Here is a 17,165-nt window from a genome sequence, read left to right as displayed (position 1 = left end):
CGCGGATCGTGCGGATCAGTCCTCGGAGTCCCAGGGGCGCCGGCGCGGCTGGTCACGACCGGGCCGGTCGCTGCGTGGTGGTTCGGACCGAGGTGGTTCGGACCCGCGAGGACGTTTGGGCCGCTGCGGGGGGTCCGGCCGCTCTCCCCTCGGTGGCCGCTGCGGACGCTTGGGGCCGGGGACCGCGTCGGGCCATTCGTCGATGCGCCGTTTGCGTTCCGCGGCGTCGGGCGGCGTCCGCGGGGGCCTGGCCGGCCGGCGGTCCGGAGGCGGCGTGCGCGGTCCACGGTCCTGGTCGGCGGGCCTGGGGCGGCGCGGCGGGGGAGCGTCCTCCGGCCCGCGCGGGCCACGGCCGCCGTCGGCGGGGCGGGGGCCGCGCGGGGGCTCGCCACGTCCGCCCTGGGCATCCGGCCGGTCCTCGGGCGGGCGGGGAGTGCGCCTGCGTCCGGACGTGGCGGAATCGTCGGCAGGGCGCCGACCACCGGCCACACCCGCCCCGGCTGCACCGGCTGCACCGGCTGCGGCGTCGGCCGTGCCGGAGGCTTTGCCCTTCGCGGGGCGCTTCTCCTTCGGGGCGGACTGGCGGTCACCCGTGTCGTCGACTCGGCCGCGCTTGCGTTCGGAGGTGTCCTTGAGCGGCCGGTCGGGGTCGCGTTCGCGGTAGATGCGCAGCACCCCGAGGCCGACCGTCAGCGCCGTCGCGATCGCCATCACCGGAAAGTTGTTGATCAGTGGAGTGCTGATCGCCAGCACGTTGGCGAGGGTGTCGTTGCTCTCCGGCAGCGACGTGTCGGTGAGTACGACCAGCGGCACGGTGACGGCCATGACCAGCGGCGGCTGCACCATCGGCCCGAACAGGTTGCGCCTGCGCACCGCCGCGACGGCGGCGAGCGCGCCCACGACGTAGATCAACTGGAACGGCAGGCCGAGCCCGTCGCTGATCTGCATGCTCAGTACCGCACCCGCGATCGCCGTGACGAGGGCGAGCAGCACCGCGCCCCACCAGGGCAGACCGCGCCTGGTACCGAACGCGAGTCGCTCGTCCCATGCGACGGGCTCGTCCTCGTTCGCGGCGTCAGGATCGCTGCGGCGATCTCGTGTGGCGGTCACAGGGCAACACCGTAGCCGGTAGATCGGCCACGATCGCTACGGATCCTCGACGTTCGTTGCACCGGGTGGTCGGACGAGGTCTCCTGCGGTGACGTCTCGCACAGTCAGGGGGCATGGTGTGAAGTCGACATGAACCCGTGACCTGTGGTTCGGGTGATTCGTCGGGGTATCGGTTCGGTCACAGCCTCCCGGCGTGCGTCCCGGCGGGTCCCGTCGCGTCTCCCGGCCGTGGTCAGTTCGCCGCGGCCTCGTCGCTCTTCCGGATGGCGGGTACCGGCGCCGGGCTGGCCGCGGCCTCCGTCAGCGGGGCGACCGTGCCGCGGAAGTTCTCGAGCGCCTCCAGCTCCCGTTTGCGGGCGGACAGGAACCGCTGCAGATGCGTGCTCGACAGATTCACCGCGTCGACGGCACCCGCGGCCGCGCGGTGCGCCGAGGCCGCGGAGGCACGTACCTGCTCGACGTCGTCCAGCAGGGTGCGTTCCGTCGCGGCGAACATGGCGGCCGAGGCGATGACGGCGAAGCCCGTAGGGCCGCACAGGAACACGCGCCGATCGAGCATCCACCGCAGCAGTTCGGGGTCGGTGTCGAGCGCGGCGACGACCGCGGCGTCCGACGGCACGAACATGACCGTGCCGTAGATCGCGTCGGCCCAGCGCTGGTAGCCCTTGCCCGCCAGTTCGGTCGCACGGGAACGCAGGTTCCGCACATGGACGCGCAGGGCGTCGATGCGCTCGTCGGGGTCGTCGGTCTCGACCGCCTCGGCCCAGATGGCGAGACTCGCCTTGGCGTCGACCGGCACGGTGCGGTCACCGCCGACCCGCAGCACCATGTCCGGTTTCGCCGCGCCGCCGCCCGCCAGGTCCGTCTGCAGGGTGTAGTGCAGGCCCTCGCGCAGGCCGAGCGAGCGCGCCGTCTCGGTCAGTACGTGTTCGCCGAGCTCACCTCTGCCGCTGATCGAGGCGAACGCCACCTCGTACCGGCGCAGCGCCGCCTGCTGCTGGTCGAGCTTCTCCCGCTCCGCTTCGACCTGCCGCGCGGCGGCGTCGGCACGGCGCATGCCGTCCTGGTACAGCCGCCACAGCAGCACGACCGCGGCCGCCAGCAGCGCGGCGGCCACTGTCGCGACCGCCGCGAACACCGTCGAAGCCACAGAGCACGCTCCTCGCTCGTCGATCCCTTCCGGATGTCCCGGCCCGCCGGATGCACCGGCCCGGCCGCGCCGGATCGTCCGGTGGCGGTCGGCCACGTTCCGGGCGGGGGTCGCATCATGGCGCACGCCCCCGACAGAAACCGTTCGGCCGGACCCAGGAGCCTAGTGGGAACACACGTTCTAGTGACACGCCGGGTGGGTGTGCCGGGTTCTGTCGGAGCGGGCACCTAGCGTTGATCGCGTGCGAATGCTCCATACCTCCGACTGGCACGTGGGACGAACCTTCCACGGCGCGGATCTGCTCGCCGAGCAGGACGCGGTCCTCGAACGCCTCGCCGGCCTCGTGGCCGACGAGGCGGTCGACGTCGTCCTCGTCGCCGGCGACATCTACGACCGTGCCGTCCCGTCCGCGGAGGCCGTGCGGGTCGCGACCGCGGGCATGCGGCGGATCCGCGAGGCGGGCGCGGAGCTGGTCCTGACGTCGGGCAACCACGACTCGGCGGCCAGGCTCGGGGCGTTCGCCGAGTTCGCGGCCGCGGGCGGGCTGCATCTGCGGACGACGGTCGCCGGCATTCCGGAGCCCGTGGTGTTCGACGGCGACGGCGCGCCCGTGGCGGTGTACGGCATCCCGTACCTCGAACCCGAGACCGCCCGGCACGCGCTCGGCATCGACGGCAGGGGGCATACGGCGGTGCTGACGGAGGCGATGCGGTGCGTGCGCGAGGACCTGGACGGCAGGCCGGCGGGCACGCGCTCTGTCGTGCTCGCGCACGCGTTCGTCACCGGCGCCGCGGGGTGCGACTCGGAACGGCCGATCGCGGTCGGCGGCGTGGAGCAGGTCCCCGGGTCGGTGTTCGAGGGGGTGGACTACGTCGCGCTGGGTCATCTGCACGGTCCGCAGGTGATCGAGGAGCACATCCGCTACTCGGGCAGTCCGCTCGCGTACTCGTTCTCCGAGGCGGCGCAACGGAAATCGGTCTTCCTGTTCGATGTGGACGGTGACGGTGTCGGCGAGGTGCAGCGGCGGGATCTGCCGGTTCCCAGGCCACTCGCGACGATGCGCGGCCCGCTCGACGACCTGCTCGCGGCACCCGAACACGCCGAGCACGTCGACAGCTTCGTGTCGGCGACGCTGACCGATCGGGTCAGGCCGGTCGACGCGATGCGCAGGCTGCGGGAACGGTTCCCGTACGCGGTGCACCTGGAATGGGAGCCGGAGGGGGCGAAGCAGGACACGCTGCGGTACGCCGAGGCCGTCCGGGGCAGGTCGGACACCGAGATCGCGCGGAGCTTCGTCGAGGACTGCCGGGGCGCACCGCCCAACGACCGTGAGGAGGCACTGCTCGTGGCGGCTCTGGAATCCGCGGGCAAGCACGACCCCGGGCAGGACGGTGCGCCGCGATGAGGCTGCACCGGTTGGAGGTCTCCGCGTTCGGGCCGTACGCGGGCCGGGAGGCCGTGGACTTCGACACGCTCGGCGCCGACGGCCTGTTTCTGCTGCACGGGGACACGGGCGCCGGCAAGACGACGCTGCTGGACGCCGTGGCGTTCGCGCTGTTCGGCAGGGTCCCCGGTGCGCGGGCCGAGGCCAAGCGGTTCCGTTGTGACGTGGCCGAACGCGGCACGCCGACCGAGGTGACGCTCGAACTGACGGTGCAGGGGCACCGGTTCCGGATCGTGCGCAACCCCGAGTACGAACGGCCGAAGCTGCGCGGCGACGGCACGACGAAACAGCAGGCGAAGGCGTCGCTCACGTGGCTCGACGACCCACCGGGCGGCCAACCGCCCGAGGGCGTCACACGCATCGACGAGGTCGCACGCACCGTGGAGCGGCTGCTCGGCATGACGGCCGACCAGTTCTTCCAGGTCGTGCTGCTCCCTCAGGGTGAGTTCGCGCGGTTCCTGCGGGCCGACACGAAGGATCGTGAGGAGCTGCTGGAGAAACTGTTCGGCACGCAGCGGTTCTTCGAGGCGGAGAAATGGTTCAGCGACCGTCGCCAGGCCAAGCGGCGTGAGCTGAACGAGCGCAGGCAGTCGGTGCGGGAGTGGCTCGCGCGGATCGGCCAGGTCGCACGGGAGGAGCCGCCGGAGGACGGTGCTGCCGACTGGGTGGCCGACGTCCGTGCCAGGGCGGGGGAGGCCGTCGCCGCGGCGAGAACGGCGGCCGACGAGTCGGCCACGGCACGTCAGCGGGCTGCCGACGTGCTCGACGAACGCCGCGTCGAGGCCGAGCGGGTCCGCAGGGTGCGCGGTGCTCACGAGAGCTTGGCGGAGCTGGCGAAGGAAGCGGACCTGCGCGCCGAGTGGAAGGCCGAGTTGACGGCCGCGCGGCGCGCCTCGGCCGTGACCGGTCTCGCCACTGAGGCGGACCGGCAGCGCACCCGGCTGGAACGGGCCGGAGAGCGGGACCAGCGGGCGCGCGAGACGTTGGTCGCCCGCGGACGCGCCGACGGCCGGGTGGGGTCGGAACTCGAGGGTGGCGAGCCGGACGTCGGGGCGTTGCGTGCCCGCGCAGGAGAGGTTCGCGAGGAGGCGGGCACGCTGGCCGGGCTCGTCGAGGAGGCGGAGCAACAGGAGCGGGACCGCAAGCGATTGCGGCAGCTGGTCGACACAGCCGAACATGCGACGGCACAGGCTGCGGCGCTGGGCGAGAAGCTGGCCGGACTGCCGGAACGCACGCGGCAGCTCCGGGTGGAGCTGGACGCCGCGGCCGAGGCGGCCGTGCGCCTCGACGCCGTGCGCGCGCGGGAGGCCGAACTGGCACGCACGCTGGGGGAGGCCGAGCGGGTGCCGACCCTGGAACACGAGGCCGCACGTGCCCGCGAGGCCGAGCAGGCCGCGATCGACGCGCATCAGACGGCGCGCGAGGGGCTCCTCGACCTGCGGTCCCGGCGACTCGCCGGAATGGCGGGCGAACTGGCTGGGCAGCTGAGGGACGGCGAGCCCTGCGCCGTGTGCGGCTCGGCGGAGCATCCCGCGCCCGCGGCGGGCACCGACAGCGTGGGCGAGGCGGAGGAACGGGCGGCCACCGAGGCCGAACAGGCCGCAGAGCAGCGCAGGAGCCGGGCGGCGACCGCGCGCCACGAGGCCGACACGGCGCTCGCCGCCGTCGTCGAACGGTTGCAGGATCGCACGGCCGAGCAGATCCGGGCCGAGCTCGGCGAGGTCCGCGAGGAGCTGGCCACGCTGACCGAGGTGGCCGGTCGCAAGGAGCGGCTCGAGCAGCTCGTCCGGGACGGGGAGGCCGAACACGAGGACCTCACGGCGCAGCGGACGTCTGCCGAACGGGAGGCGGCCGCCGCGGAGGAACAGCGGCGCGCCCTCGCCGATCAGGTCGACCAGCGGCAGCGGCGGCTCGAGGAGGCGGCGGGCGAGTTCGCCGACGTCGCGGCGCGGCGGGCCCACCTGATGGAACTGGCGGGTGCGCTCGACGGGCTGGCGGATTCCAGAGCCGAGCTGAGGGAGGCCCGCGAGCGGGTCGACGAGCATGCGGCGGCCGCTGCGGAGGCCGCGCGCACCGCGGGCTTCGCCGACGTCGGCGAAGCCAGGGAAGCGGCTCGCGACGAGGAACGGATCGGCGAGCTGGAACAGTCGCTGGCCGATGCCGAACAGGCCGAGGCGACGGCCCGTGCCGTGCTGGCGGAGCAGGAGCTGGCCGGCGTCGAGCCGGATCGGGCCGTCGATGTCGAATGGGCCCGGCAGGCGGCCGAACAGGCACGGCAGCAGGCAGAACGGGACGCCGCCACGTTGCAGGAGCTCATGCAACGTGTCCGCGACCTCGACGCACTCGCAGGCGAACTGGATTCCGTACTGAGCCGGCTGGCACCGGCGGAGGAGGAGTTCGCCGAACTGGACGCGCTCACCGACGTCGTGAACGGTCGCGGGCAGAACGCTCGCCGCATGTCGCTGCGGTCGTACGTGCTGGCCGCCCGGCTCGAGGAGGTCGCGGTCGCGGCGACGGTCCGGCTGCGGTCGATGAGCCACGGGCGGTACGCGTTCGTCCACTCCGATGCGCCCGGCAGCCACGGCAAGAGCGGCGGGCTCGGCCTCGACGTGCTCGACGACTACTCCGGCATGGTGCGTTCGGCGAAAACCCTGTCCGGTGGCGAGTCGTTCCTGGCTTCGCTGTCGCTGGCGCTCGGCCTGGCGGACGTCGTGGCCGCGGAGACCGGCGGTGCGCTGTTGGACACGCTGTTCGTCGACGAGGGTTTCGGCACGCTGGACGGGGAGACTCTCGACGTGGTCATGGACGTACTCGACGAACTCCGCGCGGGTGGCCGCGTCGTGGGCCTGGTGTCGCACGTGGAGGAACTCCGGCAGCGCATCCCGACTCGACTGCGGGTGCGCAAGGCCCGCACCGGCTCCAGCGTGCGGATCGAGGGCGGGCTCGACGGCGATCTCGGCGTGGCCTAGTCGTTGCGGGGCAGGAGGTTCGTCGCGGTGGCCGGCCTCCTCGGTGTTCCGGCTCAGCGCATCCGGGTGCGGAGGTGGATGCGTTCGCCCGACTTGCCGAAGAGGCTGAGGATCTCCACGGTGCCGCGTCCTGCGGCGCCGAACCAGTGGGGGATCCGGCAGTCGAACTCCGCTGCTTCGCCTGCGCCCATGACGAAGTCCTGGTCGCCGAGCTTGACGCGAAGTTGTCCTCGCAGGACGTAAAGCCATTCGTGGCCGGTATGGGTCCGCAGATGTGGATCCTCGTCGTGGGCGGGGACGACCATTTTGTAGGCGCGGGGTTCGCCCTGTTGCCGCGACAGTGGGATCAGTACGCGGCCGTCCTTTTTGGTGGGTTGTTGGGGTACGCGTGGGTCGGCGATGCGGGGTGCGGCGACGATCTCGTCGAGCGGAACACCCAGCGCCGCCGTGATCGGAAGAAGCAGCTCGAGACTGGGCTTGCGCTGGCCTGATTCGAGCCTGGACAGGGTGCTGGTGGAGATGCCTGTGGCCCGGGCGAGGCCGGCCAGGCTCAGGTTCTTCTTCTCGCGGGCATCGCGAAGCCGCGGAGCGATCTGTTCGATCACGGCGCCGACGCTGGGCTGATCGTCCACGGAATCCAGTTTGCCAGCTGTCCCGGAATCGGCAACGAAAGTTGTCGATTCCGGCGTCGTCGCCGGAAGCTGTCGGCGGAGGTGATCCACATGGACACAACGCCGTTCTCGATCAACCCAGGCAAGGGGATCTGCACTGCTGCGCGCGCCGGTTCGGTAACCGTTGTCGCGACGCCGGCCCGGCTTCCGGCCGATGAATCGTCCGAAGTGGCCGACCGCTTCGGGAGGGAGTGCTGATGGCCGACACCACTGCGGAGACGTCCCGAACCGCGCGGTCGGGCAGGTTGCCTGCCGGCGTGTATCTCCTCGGGTTCTGCCTGTTCGCGATGGGAAGCGCAGAGTTCCTACTCGCCGGCGTTCTCCCCTCGGTCGCCACCGACCTGGAGGTGTCACTTTCCTCCGCGGGATATCTGATCACCGCGTTCGCACTCGGCGTGGTGATCGGCGGCCCACCGTTCGCCGTGCTCAGCGTGCGCTGGCCGCGGCGGACCACCCTGATGATCACGCAGGGAGTCTTCGCAGTCAGTATCGCCGTCGGACTCGTTGGCGACGACTACTCGGTCCTGCTCGCCACCAGAGTTGTAGCCGGCGTCGCCTACGCGGGCTTCTTCGCGGTCGCGACCGTGACCGCCATCAGCCTGGTCACAGCCGAGCGGAACGCCCGCGCCTCGGGCGTCGTGGTCAGCGGCCTCAGTGTCGCCATGGTCGCGGGCGGTCCTGCCGGCACTCTGCTGAGCCATTACACCGCATGGCAGGGCGGTTTCTGGGTGGTGGTTACTCTGACCGTCGCCGGAGCCGTCGGGTGTTCGTTCGTCGTCCCGAAGGGGCAACGCCGAACAACCCCTGCCGCCGAATCACTCGTTTCGCGCGAACTCGCCAACCTGCGCAACCCGCTGCTCTGGGGGATGTGGGCGATCACCGTCCTGACGACCGGTGCCTACATGATCACCTACAACTACCTCGCCGCAATGCTCGCCGACATCACCGCCCTCTCGGAAGCATGGATCCCTGCGGTGCTCACGCTTTTCGGGGTCGGCGCCTTTGTCGGCCTGTCGATCGGTGGTCGGGTCTCCGACAGGAGGCCGCACAGCGCGCTGTTGTCGGGGACCGTGGCCGTAGCGGTCCTCTCCCTGACGATGGTGGTTGCCATCCAGCAGGGCTGGGCTGCGGCGGCGATCGCGTTCCTGCTGGGCATCGGGGCCTTCGTGGTGAATCCGGCCATCTACGGCCGGGTGTTCGCGCTTGCCGCGCACGCACCGACCCTCGCCGGCGCGACCACCGTGTCGGCGTTCCAACTGGGCATCAGCCTCACCCCGGCCCTCGCCGGATTCGCGCTCGGTCAGGGGGCGGCGCTGACCGTCGTCTGCGTGATCGGAGCAACGCTCGCCTGCTGCGCCCTCCCGTTGATCCTGAACGACCGTGCACACCGACGCCGGCAACGATGACCCTGTCGAACGGTCCGCCGAGTACCGGAGGTGCCATCGGTTCGTCGGGCGTGTCCCGACGAACCGGGCGCAACGGTCGCCGTGTTGCCGGCGGTGCGCAGGCGTGGCGCGCGCCGGGCATCGACCGCAGAATCCCGGTACGACGATTCGCAATACTTTACTGGGGTATCAGGCGCGACTGCGTACGCTTTCGCGCAATGACTTCTGACGGCACCGAACAACCGACCGGGATCGTCGACGGCGATCACCACGATGCGCCGGAGGGTACGCAGTCTCCGGAGACCTCGCTTGCCCCGGAGGCCTCGCCCGAGCAGGCCGATCCCTCCGGCGTTCCCACCGCGGGTACGGGTGCCTCCGGTTCCGGCGCCGGAGTTCTCGGCGGCATCGCCGTGGTCAGCGCCGGGCTCGGATTGAGCTCGCTCATCGGTAATCCGCTGAGTGACATGCTGCGTGCCCGCCAGGAGATCGTCGGCCAGATCGAAGCCGGTGCCGGCGGCGGCGATCAGATCGAGGCGTTCTACGGCGCGCCGTGGCATACGACCGCGCTGGTCAACGGGATCATCGCGCTCGTCGCCGCGGTGGTCGGGGGCGTGGTGCTTCTCGCGTACGCGCGACGTTCCGACAAGCGGCCGTGGGTCACGGCTCTGGCCGTGGGCGGTGTCGTCCTCGGACTGCTCGGACTGTTGCTCGCCGGTGGCATGTATCTGGACCTGTTCGCCGCCCAGCCCGAACTTCCCACGGCGCCCCAGCTGGGCACAGGCGGCTGACGCCGACCGTTTCGCCGTTCTTCCCTTTACTCTTCGGAGGTTCCGATATGCGACCTCACCTGACATTGCTCGCCACGGTCGCGGCGGGTGCAATCGTGCTGACCGGGTGCGGCGGCGAGGCGAGTGACAACGCGGGCCAGCAGGGCGAGGCGGCGGGTTCGGCGTCGAGTTCCGCGGCCCCTTCGCAGTCCCAGCAGGGCGGCAAGGGCAGCTCCCAGGTCAGCGACGAAGGCGTCCGCTGGATGGACGGGTTCTGCGGGAGCATGGCCGAGTTCTCGGCTTCGTCCCAGGGCACGCCGAAGCCGCAGACACAGGACCCGGCTGCGCTCAAGAAGTCGATGGACACGATGCTCGGCGCGATCACCCAGAGCACCGACAAGTTCCTGTCCGACATGAACGCGATGGATTCGTCACCCACCGACGGGGGCGACGAGTTCCTCTCGACGGCCAAGGAGTCGTACCGGAAACTCCGCGAGACGGCGAACGAGGCGAAGTCGGAACTCGCCAAGGCGCCCGAGTCGGACAAGCAAGCGACGAGTCAGGCGGTGCAGGCGGCGAGCAGCAAGCTGCAGCAGGTGAACCTGCAGAAGCCGATCAAACAGCTGCAGTCGAATCAGCAACTGGCCGGTGAGTTCCAGCAGGCCCCGAAATGCCGGCAACTGCTGCAGGCCGCACAGCAGCAACAGCAAGGGGCCGGCGGTCAGCAGCAGCCACCACCGCCGGGGAACTGAGCCCGTGCCGCCGCCGACGCCGCCTCGTCCGTACCCGGGCGGCGCTTAGGAGTCCGGTGAGGTGGCGTCGAGTGTGGTGGAGTCAGGCGAAGTGGCGTCAGGCGAAGTGGCGTTCGTGGTCGAGCAGTCGCCGTTTGACGTCGACGCCCCAGCGGAAACCGCCCATCGCACCGCCGACGCGCAGCACGCGGTGACACGGCACGAACAGGGCGCAGGCGTTGCGGGCGCACGCCGACGCCGCGGCCCGAGCCGCGTCGGGGCGACCGGCGAGTGCGGCGAGTTCGGTGTAGGTCACGGATTTCCCGGCGGGCACGGTGCGCAGGACGTCCCAGGAATGGCTGAGGAACTCGCCCGATCGCTGGCGAACGGCGATCGCGTCGACGGCGTCGAACTCGCCCCGGTGGTAGCGGTTCACGGCTGTCGTGACGGCGCCGAGGTCGCGCTTCTCGCGTAGCTCACCGGGACGCAGCGACGGTGACATCACCGGTACGAGTTCGTCCACATCGGATGTCCAGCCGGAGGCGAGAACGGCTCCGTCCGGTGCCACGATCGCGGTGAACGGGCCGGCGTGGGTGTCCTGTGTGGACCAGTGTGCGGTGGTCATGGCGTTCCTTCCTGAAGGTCGGTCACCGGTCGCGGCCGGTCGAGTCGAGTGGGCGGGTGCCGGTGGTGTGGCCGTGGGCGGCCGCGTGGATGTCGTCCGCGGCGGCCCTCGTCGGGGCGGCGTCCTTCGCCGTGGCTGCCGGGTCTTTCTCCGTGGCTGCCGAGCGCCAGAGGTGCATGCCCGCGTAGGAGCGCCACGGGCGCCAGGCGAGCGCGCGGCCGGGCAGCTCGGCCGGATCGATGCCCGCGGCGGCGGACCCCGTTCGCAGTGCGAGGTCACCGTCGAGCAGCACGTCGGGGCGGCCGAGTGCGCGCATGACGACGTAGTCGGCGGTCCACGGCCCGATGCCCGGCTGGGCGAGCAGGTCCCGGCGCAGGTCGTCGGGGTCCCGGCCGGCGTGGACGTCGAGCTCGCCGGATGCCAGCGCCCCCGCCACGGTGCGGACCGCTTCGACCCGGGCGCGGGGTCCGCGGAGAACGTCGGCGGCGTGCTCGGCGACCGTGGACGCGGCGGGGAACAGCCGGGTCGTGCAGCGCAGGCGATCGAACGGGTCCTCGCCGGTGGGGTCGTGGTGGGACCGGTCGTCCCTGTCCGGGCTGTGACCCGGAACGCTCCCGCCGGGCGGGGCCTCGCCGGGTAGGGGCTCGCCGAGCTCCGCGGCGAGCCGGCTCGCCGCGGAGCGGGCGGCGGCGACCGACACCTGTTGGCCGAGCATCGTCCGCAGCACGAGTTCGGGCCCGTCGACCGCGCCGGGGACGCGGATGCCGGGGCGAGCGGCGACCAGCGGCGCCAGTGCGTCGTCCCTGCGCAGTGCGTCGTCCACGGCCACCGGGTCGGCGTCGAGGTCGAGCAGCCTTCGGACGCGGGTGACGGCGCCTGCGAGGTCGCGGACGTCGGTGAGCCACAGTTCGCACGGCACGTGCGCGGTGTCGGCGGCGGCCGTCACGGAGGCCGGTGTCACGGTCATCCGCCCCGGGCCGTGGGGCAGCCGGAGGGTACGCGTGTACCGGGTCGAGGTGGCCCCTTCGACGTCGGCGACCGCGCGGGCGGCGAGGAAGGCCAGCAGCCCGTCGCCGTCGAACGGCGGCCGCAGCGGCAGTCGCAGGCTGAGTGTCGCGCCCGACACCGGTGCCGGGGCCCCCGTGGCTTCGACCCGGCGGGAGGTCGCACGTGTGCGCAGGTCGGACGGGGTCATGCCGAACACGGCGCGGATCGTGTCGTTGAACTGGCGCACGCTCGCGAAGCCTGCGGCGAAGGCGACGTCGGTGAGCGGCATCGCGGAGCGTTCGATGAGCAGCCGGGCGGCGTGGGCCCGGTGGGCACGGGCGAGGGCGAGCGGGCCCGCGCCCAGTTCGGCGGTCAGGACCCGCCCGAGCTGGCGTTCGGAGTAGCCGAGCCTCCGGGCGAGCCCCGGCACGCCTTCGCGTTCCACGATGCCTTCGGCGATGAGCCGCATGGCGCGGGCGGCGAGATCGGCGCGGACGTTCCAGTCCGGCGAGCCGGGCACCGCGTCCGGCAGGCAGCGGCGGCAGGCGCGGAACCCGCGGGCCTGGGCAGCGGCGGCGGTGGGGAAGAACTCGACGTTGCCGCGCTTGGGCGTGATCGCCGGGCACGAGGGGCGGCAGTAGATGCCGGTGGTGCGGACACCGGTGATGAACCGGCCGTCGAACCGGGCGTCGCGCGAGCTCACGGCCGCGTAGCAGCGGTCGATGTCGTGCCAGATGCCGGTGGTGGCCGTTTCGGTCATGCCGTCGATACTGCCACCAGGTCAGCGCCGTGACTCGCGGAAATCGGACACCGCGGCCGGAGTGGTGGCACGGGACCGAGGGCGGCGGCCGGGCGGCACGTACACTTGCGAGCCGTGAGTTTGACCCTCGGCATCGTAGGCCTGCCCAACGTCGGCAAGTCGACCCTGTTCAACGCCCTGACGCGTAACGACGTGCTCGCGGCGAACTACCCGTTCGCGACGATCGAGCCCAACGTCGGTGTCGTCCCGCTGCCCGATTCGCGCCTGGACAGGCTCGCCGAGATGTTCGACTCGGCGAAGACCGTCCCGGCGACCGTCTCGTTCGTGGACATCGCGGGCATCGTCAAGGGTGCCTCGGAGGGCGCGGGGCTCGGCAACAAGTTCCTCGCCAACATCCGTGAGGCCAACGCGATCTGCCAGGTCATCCGCGTGTTCGACGACCCTGACGTCACGCACGTCGACGGCACGATCGACCCGCTGTCGGACATCGAGACGATCAACACCGAGCTCATCCTCGGTGACCTGCAGACGCTCGAGAAGGCGTTGACGCGGATGGAGAAGGAGGCGCGCACCAAGAAGGAGGCGCGCCCGGCCCTCGAGAACGCGAAGAAAGCCAAGGAGATCCTCGACTCCGGTCGCACGCTGTTCGCCGCGCAGCAGGAAGTCGACTTCGAGTCCCTGCGGGAACTGAGCCTGCTGACGACGAAGCCGTTCCTCTACGTGTTCAACGCCGACGAGGGCGTGCTCGCCGACGAGGCCAAGCGCGCCGAGCTGGCCGAGCTGGTCGCGCCCGCCGACGCCGTGTTCCTGGACGCGAAGGTCGAGGCCGAGCTGCTCGAACTGGACGACGAGGAGGCGGTGCTGGAGCTGCTCGAGTCGGTCGGCCAGGAGGAGCCGGGCTTGAACGCGCTGGCGCGCGCCGGGTTCCACACGCTCGGGCTGCAGACGTACCTCACCGCGGGCCCGAAGGAGGCGCGCGCCTGGACGATCCCGCAGGGCGCCACCGCGCCGCAGGCGGCGGGCGTCATCCACACGGACTTCGAGCGCGGCTTCATCAAGGCCGAGATCATCTCGTACGACGACCTGATGGCCGCCGGTTCCATGGCCGACGCCCGTTCCGCGGGCAAGGTCCGCATGGAGGGCAAGGAGTACGTCATGCACGACGGCGACGTGGTGGAGTTCCGCTTCAACGTGTAGCGCAAAATCCCGGGGCTTATACACCTGCTGGTCAGACGTGTCAAACGCCCAGGTCAAGCCGTAGAGGGTATGTATGTCATATCCGGGGATGGCAAAGGGTGTTCCCTGCTGTACTCGGACCCGTGCTGACTTTTCAGGCCGATTGGGGGCTGCCCTGGACGCTGGGCTGTCCCTATGTTGATCTCGCGATGAACCGTCACGGGTAAGGGACCGGCTTCGGTGTTAGACCAGCGCCGGTCGGCGTGGTGGTTGTTGAGCGTAGTAGGCGGACTCGTATTCGGTCGGGCTGAGGTAGTTCAGGCGGGAGTGTAGGCGCGCGTTGTTGTACCAGTCGACCCATTCTGCGTTGGCGATCTCGGGGTCGTCGAAGCCTTTCCACGGTCGGCGCGGCTTGACCAGCTCGGTCTTGTAGAGCCCGATGACCGACTCGGCCAGGGCGTTGTCGTAGGACGAGCCCACGGCTCCGGTCGAGGGCTTGATCCCAGCTGTGTCCAGTCGCTCGGTGTAGGCCACGGACATGTACTGCACTCCGTGGTCGTGGTGCGCGATCAGGCCGGTCAGGTCTTGCCCTCACGGCTTCGGGTCCAGATCGCCTGCTCGACGGTGTCGACGACGAGCTGGCTGGTCATCGTCGTGGCCACTGACCAGCCCAGGATCCGACGGGCGTAGGCGTCAATGACGAACGCGGTGTAGCACCAGCCCGACCATGTCGAGACATACGTGAAGTCCGCCACCCACAGGCGATCCGGTGCCAGGGGCGCGAAGTTGCGGTCCACCAGATCCAGCGGCTTGGGCGTCTTCGTGTCGCTGGTCGTGGTCCGCTTGACAGTCCCGCGGACCGCCCCGGTCAGGCCGAGTTCGCCCATCAGTCGCTCGACCGTGCAGCGCGCGATCGGCGGCTCGTTCTCTGGGCGTTCGCGGTTCAGGGTGAGCCACACCTTCCGCGCTCCGTAGACGCCGTAGTTCGACGCGTGGACCGCGGCGATCCTCGGCTTCAACTCCTCGTCCCGTTGCTCGCGGGCTGTGGGAGTGCGGGAGCGGTGTTCGTAGTAGGTCGCGGGGGCGATCGTGGCGCCCAGATCGGACAGCTGGGCGCAGATCGACTCGGGCACCCCAGCGCAGACCGTCGCCATCGCGGACACCGACATGCTCGTCGATGAACCGCACGATCAGCGCTGTGGCCGGTCGAGTTCGGCCGCGAAGAAAACCGACGCGGACTTCAGGATCGCGTTGGCCCGCTTGAGCTCGGCATTCTCCCGCTTCAACCGCTTCAGCTCCGCCGACTCCTCCGTCCTCATCCTGGGCCGCTCGCCGGCGTCGACCTCAGCCTGGCGGCACCACTTCCGCACCGTCTCCGGCGTACCGATACCCAGCAGCTCAGCGACCTTGCTCATCGCCGCCCACTCCGACTCGTGCTCAGCCCGAACCTCAGCGACCATCCGGACCGCCCGCTCACGCAACTCGGCCGGGTACCTGTTCGACGTACTCCCTGACATGACTCCATCCTTCCCACAGAACGGAGTCTCCGGACTTACCGGGGCGGTTCAGACCTCCGACCCTCCTACAGTTAGGGCCGTCAGCGTGCTACTCCGGGCCATTGCCCGGGCTCTGATCAGTCAGCCCGGAGGAACGCCGGCCCACGCGGCGTCCCACGTCTCCGGTCCGAGCTTGCCGGATGTCGGCAGGCTGTTGGCCTCCTGAAGGTCCAACACGGCTTCCTCGGTCTCCTCGGCGTAGCACCCGGTGCCCTGGAAGTCGTAGCCGTAGGTGTTCATCTGGAGTTGCCAGTCCACCAAGGCCGGATCGCAGTCGCCGTAGGTGTACACGGTGCCTGGCCAACTGGGCCACAACGGATCGTCGGCGACGTCCGGCAACTCCGGGCTGGACTCTGGCGCGGCTGGTTCGGGCGTTGACTCCTCGGGGCTTGCTGACGGGAAGTCATCCATAGGCGGAGGTTCGATTTCGTCGATCCCGGCTGCCTTCTCGGGCTGGTACATCTCCGGGTCGTAGCCCTTGTCGCAGGCGAACTCCCACAGGGCGCCCATCTGGTTGGCCGCCCGCTTGGCGGCCTCCGGGCCGGACATGCTGCCTAGAGCCTTCAGGCCCATAAGGTCTTCCTTCGACATCTGGCAAGTGATCGACTTAGCTTGCTCGAACTCCTGGCGGGCTGCTTCGTCGTTGACGTCGAGAGGCTGACCGGTCTTCATCTCCCCGCCGCCCTTGTTGACCTGCTCTACGTAGGCCTCCCAGGGGTCCTCGGAGGAGCATCCGACGACGAAGAGTACGACGGCAGCGGCAACACCGACGAGCCACAGTCCTCTGAGCATGATTCAGATCCTTTGCTGGAACAGGGTGGACCAGTGTGAGCGGCATTCCGATACTTCCGAAATGGACGAAGGTCCCAAGATTTCGGGCCGTCAGACCGTCAGAAGAAGACGCCGCCGGGAAGGCGGCGGTTCTCGTCGGAGTTATACGCACCTTCCGGAAACCGCCGCCACTCGCGCGCACGGTCGGCATGTTCCCGGCCTTCGACGGGGATTGTGAATTCTTCCCCGTCTGGCGAAGGTCTGGGAGCGCCAGGCGGCCGGATCATGACTACCTGGCTCGCCCGGTACGTGGAAGAAGGGCCGCCAGTATGAAGCCGAGAACCGCCGCTCCTGCCTCGTTCCCGCCGTCACGACGCGTGCCGGCGCACGAAGGCGTCCCGGCAGGAGTGCGCGCAGAAGCCGTACCGCGTGCCGTCGTGCTCGAGAGCGATCGCCTGGGCTCGATCCTTCACGAGCATTCCGCACATCGGATCCAGCAGCATCCCGTCGGGTACCTCGACCTTCCCCGCATCCAAATCGGACCGGAACTCGCGGCTCATCTCGGCGACGACACCGTCCGCCGTCATGGCTTTGCCGTCCAATCCGATGCTGCCGTCGGCGACTCCGACCAGGTTGATCCACAGCCAGCCGTCGGGCCGCTGCCAGCCGTGATCGTTGTCGACGCGGTGCACGGCGCGGCGGAGCCACCCCATCTCGTGCCGTGCGATCTCGTCCCGCCAGGCTTCGGGGACGGTGACGGTGATCCACAACGGCGGTACATCGCCGGGCGCGCCCCAGGTGCCGTCGCCGGTCTGCCAGCCGGCAAGCTCGGCGAACGCGACGTGGGTCATCGCCCTGGCTCGGCGCAGGGTGGATTCGGGCACGATGTCGTCCCCCATGTCACCGGTCAGTCCCATCGTGATTTCGGCCGCCATGGCGGTCTGATCCTCCGGGCCGAGGGCGCCGGCGGGGTGGCGGATCTCGATCAGGTTCATGGCCCCATCCTTCGGTTGCGTTCCGGACGATTCACCCGACGATGGCCCGCCTGCTGCACGGCGTCGAT

The 17,165-nt window shown here is 70.4% G+C and carries 14 protein-coding genes and 1 pseudogene; 7 read left to right on the top strand and 8 right to left on the bottom strand.

The features are described 5' to 3' along the window. Positions 1 to 15 precede the first annotated feature (15 nt). Complete coding sequence (locus LY12_RS12035) at positions 16 to 1,110, bottom strand: DUF6542 domain-containing protein (protein ID WP_253856017.1); 1,095 nt, start codon at positions 1,108 to 1,110, stop codon at positions 16 to 18. 232 nt (positions 1,111 to 1,342) lie between these two features. Then, entirely contained in the window at positions 1,343 to 2,260 is a 918-nt protein-coding gene (locus LY12_RS12030) for a DNA recombination protein RmuC (RefSeq protein ID WP_253856015.1), read from the bottom strand. Positions 2,261 to 2,501: 241 nt separating this feature from the next. Here LY12_RS12030 and LY12_RS12025 point away from each other — a divergent pair, with 241 nt between their 5' ends. Next, complete coding sequence (locus tag LY12_RS12025; RefSeq protein ID WP_253856013.1) at positions 2,502 to 3,665, top strand: exonuclease SbcCD subunit D; 1,164 nt, start codon at positions 2,502 to 2,504, stop codon at positions 3,663 to 3,665. After that, the gene (locus tag LY12_RS12020) at positions 3,662 to 6,673 is read left to right on the top strand and encodes an AAA family ATPase (protein WP_253856011.1); all 3,012 of its coding nucleotides are present in this window, start codon (positions 3,662 to 3,664) and stop codon (positions 6,671 to 6,673) included. Before LY12_RS12025 ends, LY12_RS12020 begins: the two co-directional genes overlap by 4 nt. A 53-nt stretch (positions 6,674 to 6,726) precedes the next feature. Here the strand turns inward: LY12_RS12020 and LY12_RS12015 are convergent, their stop codons facing one another. Continuing rightward, positions 6,727 to 7,305, bottom strand: coding sequence for a helix-turn-helix domain-containing protein (locus LY12_RS12015; RefSeq protein WP_253856010.1), 579 nt, complete (start codon positions 7,303 to 7,305; stop codon positions 6,727 to 6,729). A gap of 90 nt (positions 7,306 to 7,395) precedes the next feature. Between LY12_RS12015 and LY12_RS12010 the strand changes: the two genes are divergently transcribed. From LY12_RS12010 to LY12_RS11995, 4 genes are all read left to right on the top strand, one after another. Then, positions 7,396 to 7,542 carry a hypothetical protein gene (locus LY12_RS12010; protein ID WP_253856007.1) on the top strand — a complete coding sequence of 49 codons (147 nt, stop codon included), beginning with the start codon at positions 7,396 to 7,398 and terminating at the stop codon, positions 7,540 to 7,542. Next, the gene (locus LY12_RS12005; protein ID WP_253856005.1) at positions 7,542 to 8,750 is read left to right on the top strand and encodes an MFS transporter; all 1,209 of its coding nucleotides are present in this window, start codon (positions 7,542 to 7,544) and stop codon (positions 8,748 to 8,750) included. The genes LY12_RS12010 and LY12_RS12005 overlap by 1 nt, the downstream gene beginning before the upstream one ends. A gap of 197 nt (positions 8,751 to 8,947) precedes the next feature. Further along, positions 8,948 to 9,517 (top strand): hypothetical protein, encoded by a 570-nt coding sequence (locus LY12_RS12000; RefSeq protein ID WP_253856003.1) that lies wholly within the window; start codon positions 8,948 to 8,950, stop codon positions 9,515 to 9,517. A 47-nt stretch (positions 9,518 to 9,564) separates the two neighbouring features. Next, a complete protein-coding gene (locus tag LY12_RS11995) occupies positions 9,565 to 10,248 on the top strand; it encodes a hypothetical protein (RefSeq protein WP_253856001.1) in 684 nt (227 codons plus the stop codon). Positions 10,249 to 10,345: 97 nt separating this feature from the next. Here the strand turns inward: LY12_RS11995 and LY12_RS11990 are convergent, their stop codons facing one another. Beyond that, positions 10,346 to 10,852: a methylated-DNA--[protein]-cysteine S-methyltransferase gene (locus LY12_RS11990; RefSeq protein ID WP_253855999.1), complete on the bottom strand. Its 507-nt coding sequence runs from the start codon at positions 10,850 to 10,852 to the stop codon at positions 10,346 to 10,348. Positions 10,853 to 10,874: 22 nt separating this feature from the next. Then, positions 10,875 to 12,599, bottom strand: a complete 1,725-nt coding sequence (locus LY12_RS11985; RefSeq protein WP_301302489.1) for a DNA-3-methyladenine glycosylase 2 family protein — start codon at positions 12,597 to 12,599, stop codon at positions 10,875 to 10,877. A 114-nt stretch (positions 12,600 to 12,713) separates the two neighbouring features. On the opposite strand from LY12_RS11985, the gene ychF reads away from it, so the two are divergent. Continuing rightward, positions 12,714 to 13,796, top strand: coding sequence for a redox-regulated ATPase YchF (ychF, locus tag LY12_RS11980; RefSeq protein WP_253855997.1), 1,083 nt, complete (start codon positions 12,714 to 12,716; stop codon positions 13,794 to 13,796). A gap of 222 nt (positions 13,797 to 14,018) precedes the next feature. Here the strand turns inward: ychF and LY12_RS11975 are convergent. From LY12_RS11975 to LY12_RS11965, 3 genes and pseudogenes are all read right to left on the bottom strand, one after another. After that, a pseudogene (locus LY12_RS11975) lies at positions 14,019 to 15,292 on the bottom strand (IS3 family transposase). Positions 15,293 to 15,412: 120 nt separating this feature from the next. Next, positions 15,413 to 16,123, bottom strand: a complete 711-nt coding sequence (locus LY12_RS11970) for a peptidoglycan-binding domain-containing protein (RefSeq protein ID WP_253855995.1) — start codon at positions 16,121 to 16,123, stop codon at positions 15,413 to 15,415. Between the two features lie 347 nt (positions 16,124 to 16,470). Next, the gene (locus tag LY12_RS11965) at positions 16,471 to 17,097 is read right to left on the bottom strand and encodes a hypothetical protein (protein ID WP_253855993.1); all 627 of its coding nucleotides are present in this window, start codon (positions 17,095 to 17,097) and stop codon (positions 16,471 to 16,473) included. Between the last annotated feature and the right edge of the window lie 68 nt (positions 17,098 to 17,165).

The sequence above is a fragment of the Prauserella alba genome (assembly GCF_024171735.1).
GTDB classification, from domain to species: Bacteria; Actinomycetota; Actinomycetes; order Mycobacteriales; family Pseudonocardiaceae; genus Prauserella; species Prauserella alba.
Note: the sequence above shows the minus strand (reverse complement) of the source record. Positions and strands in the feature narration are given on the sequence as shown.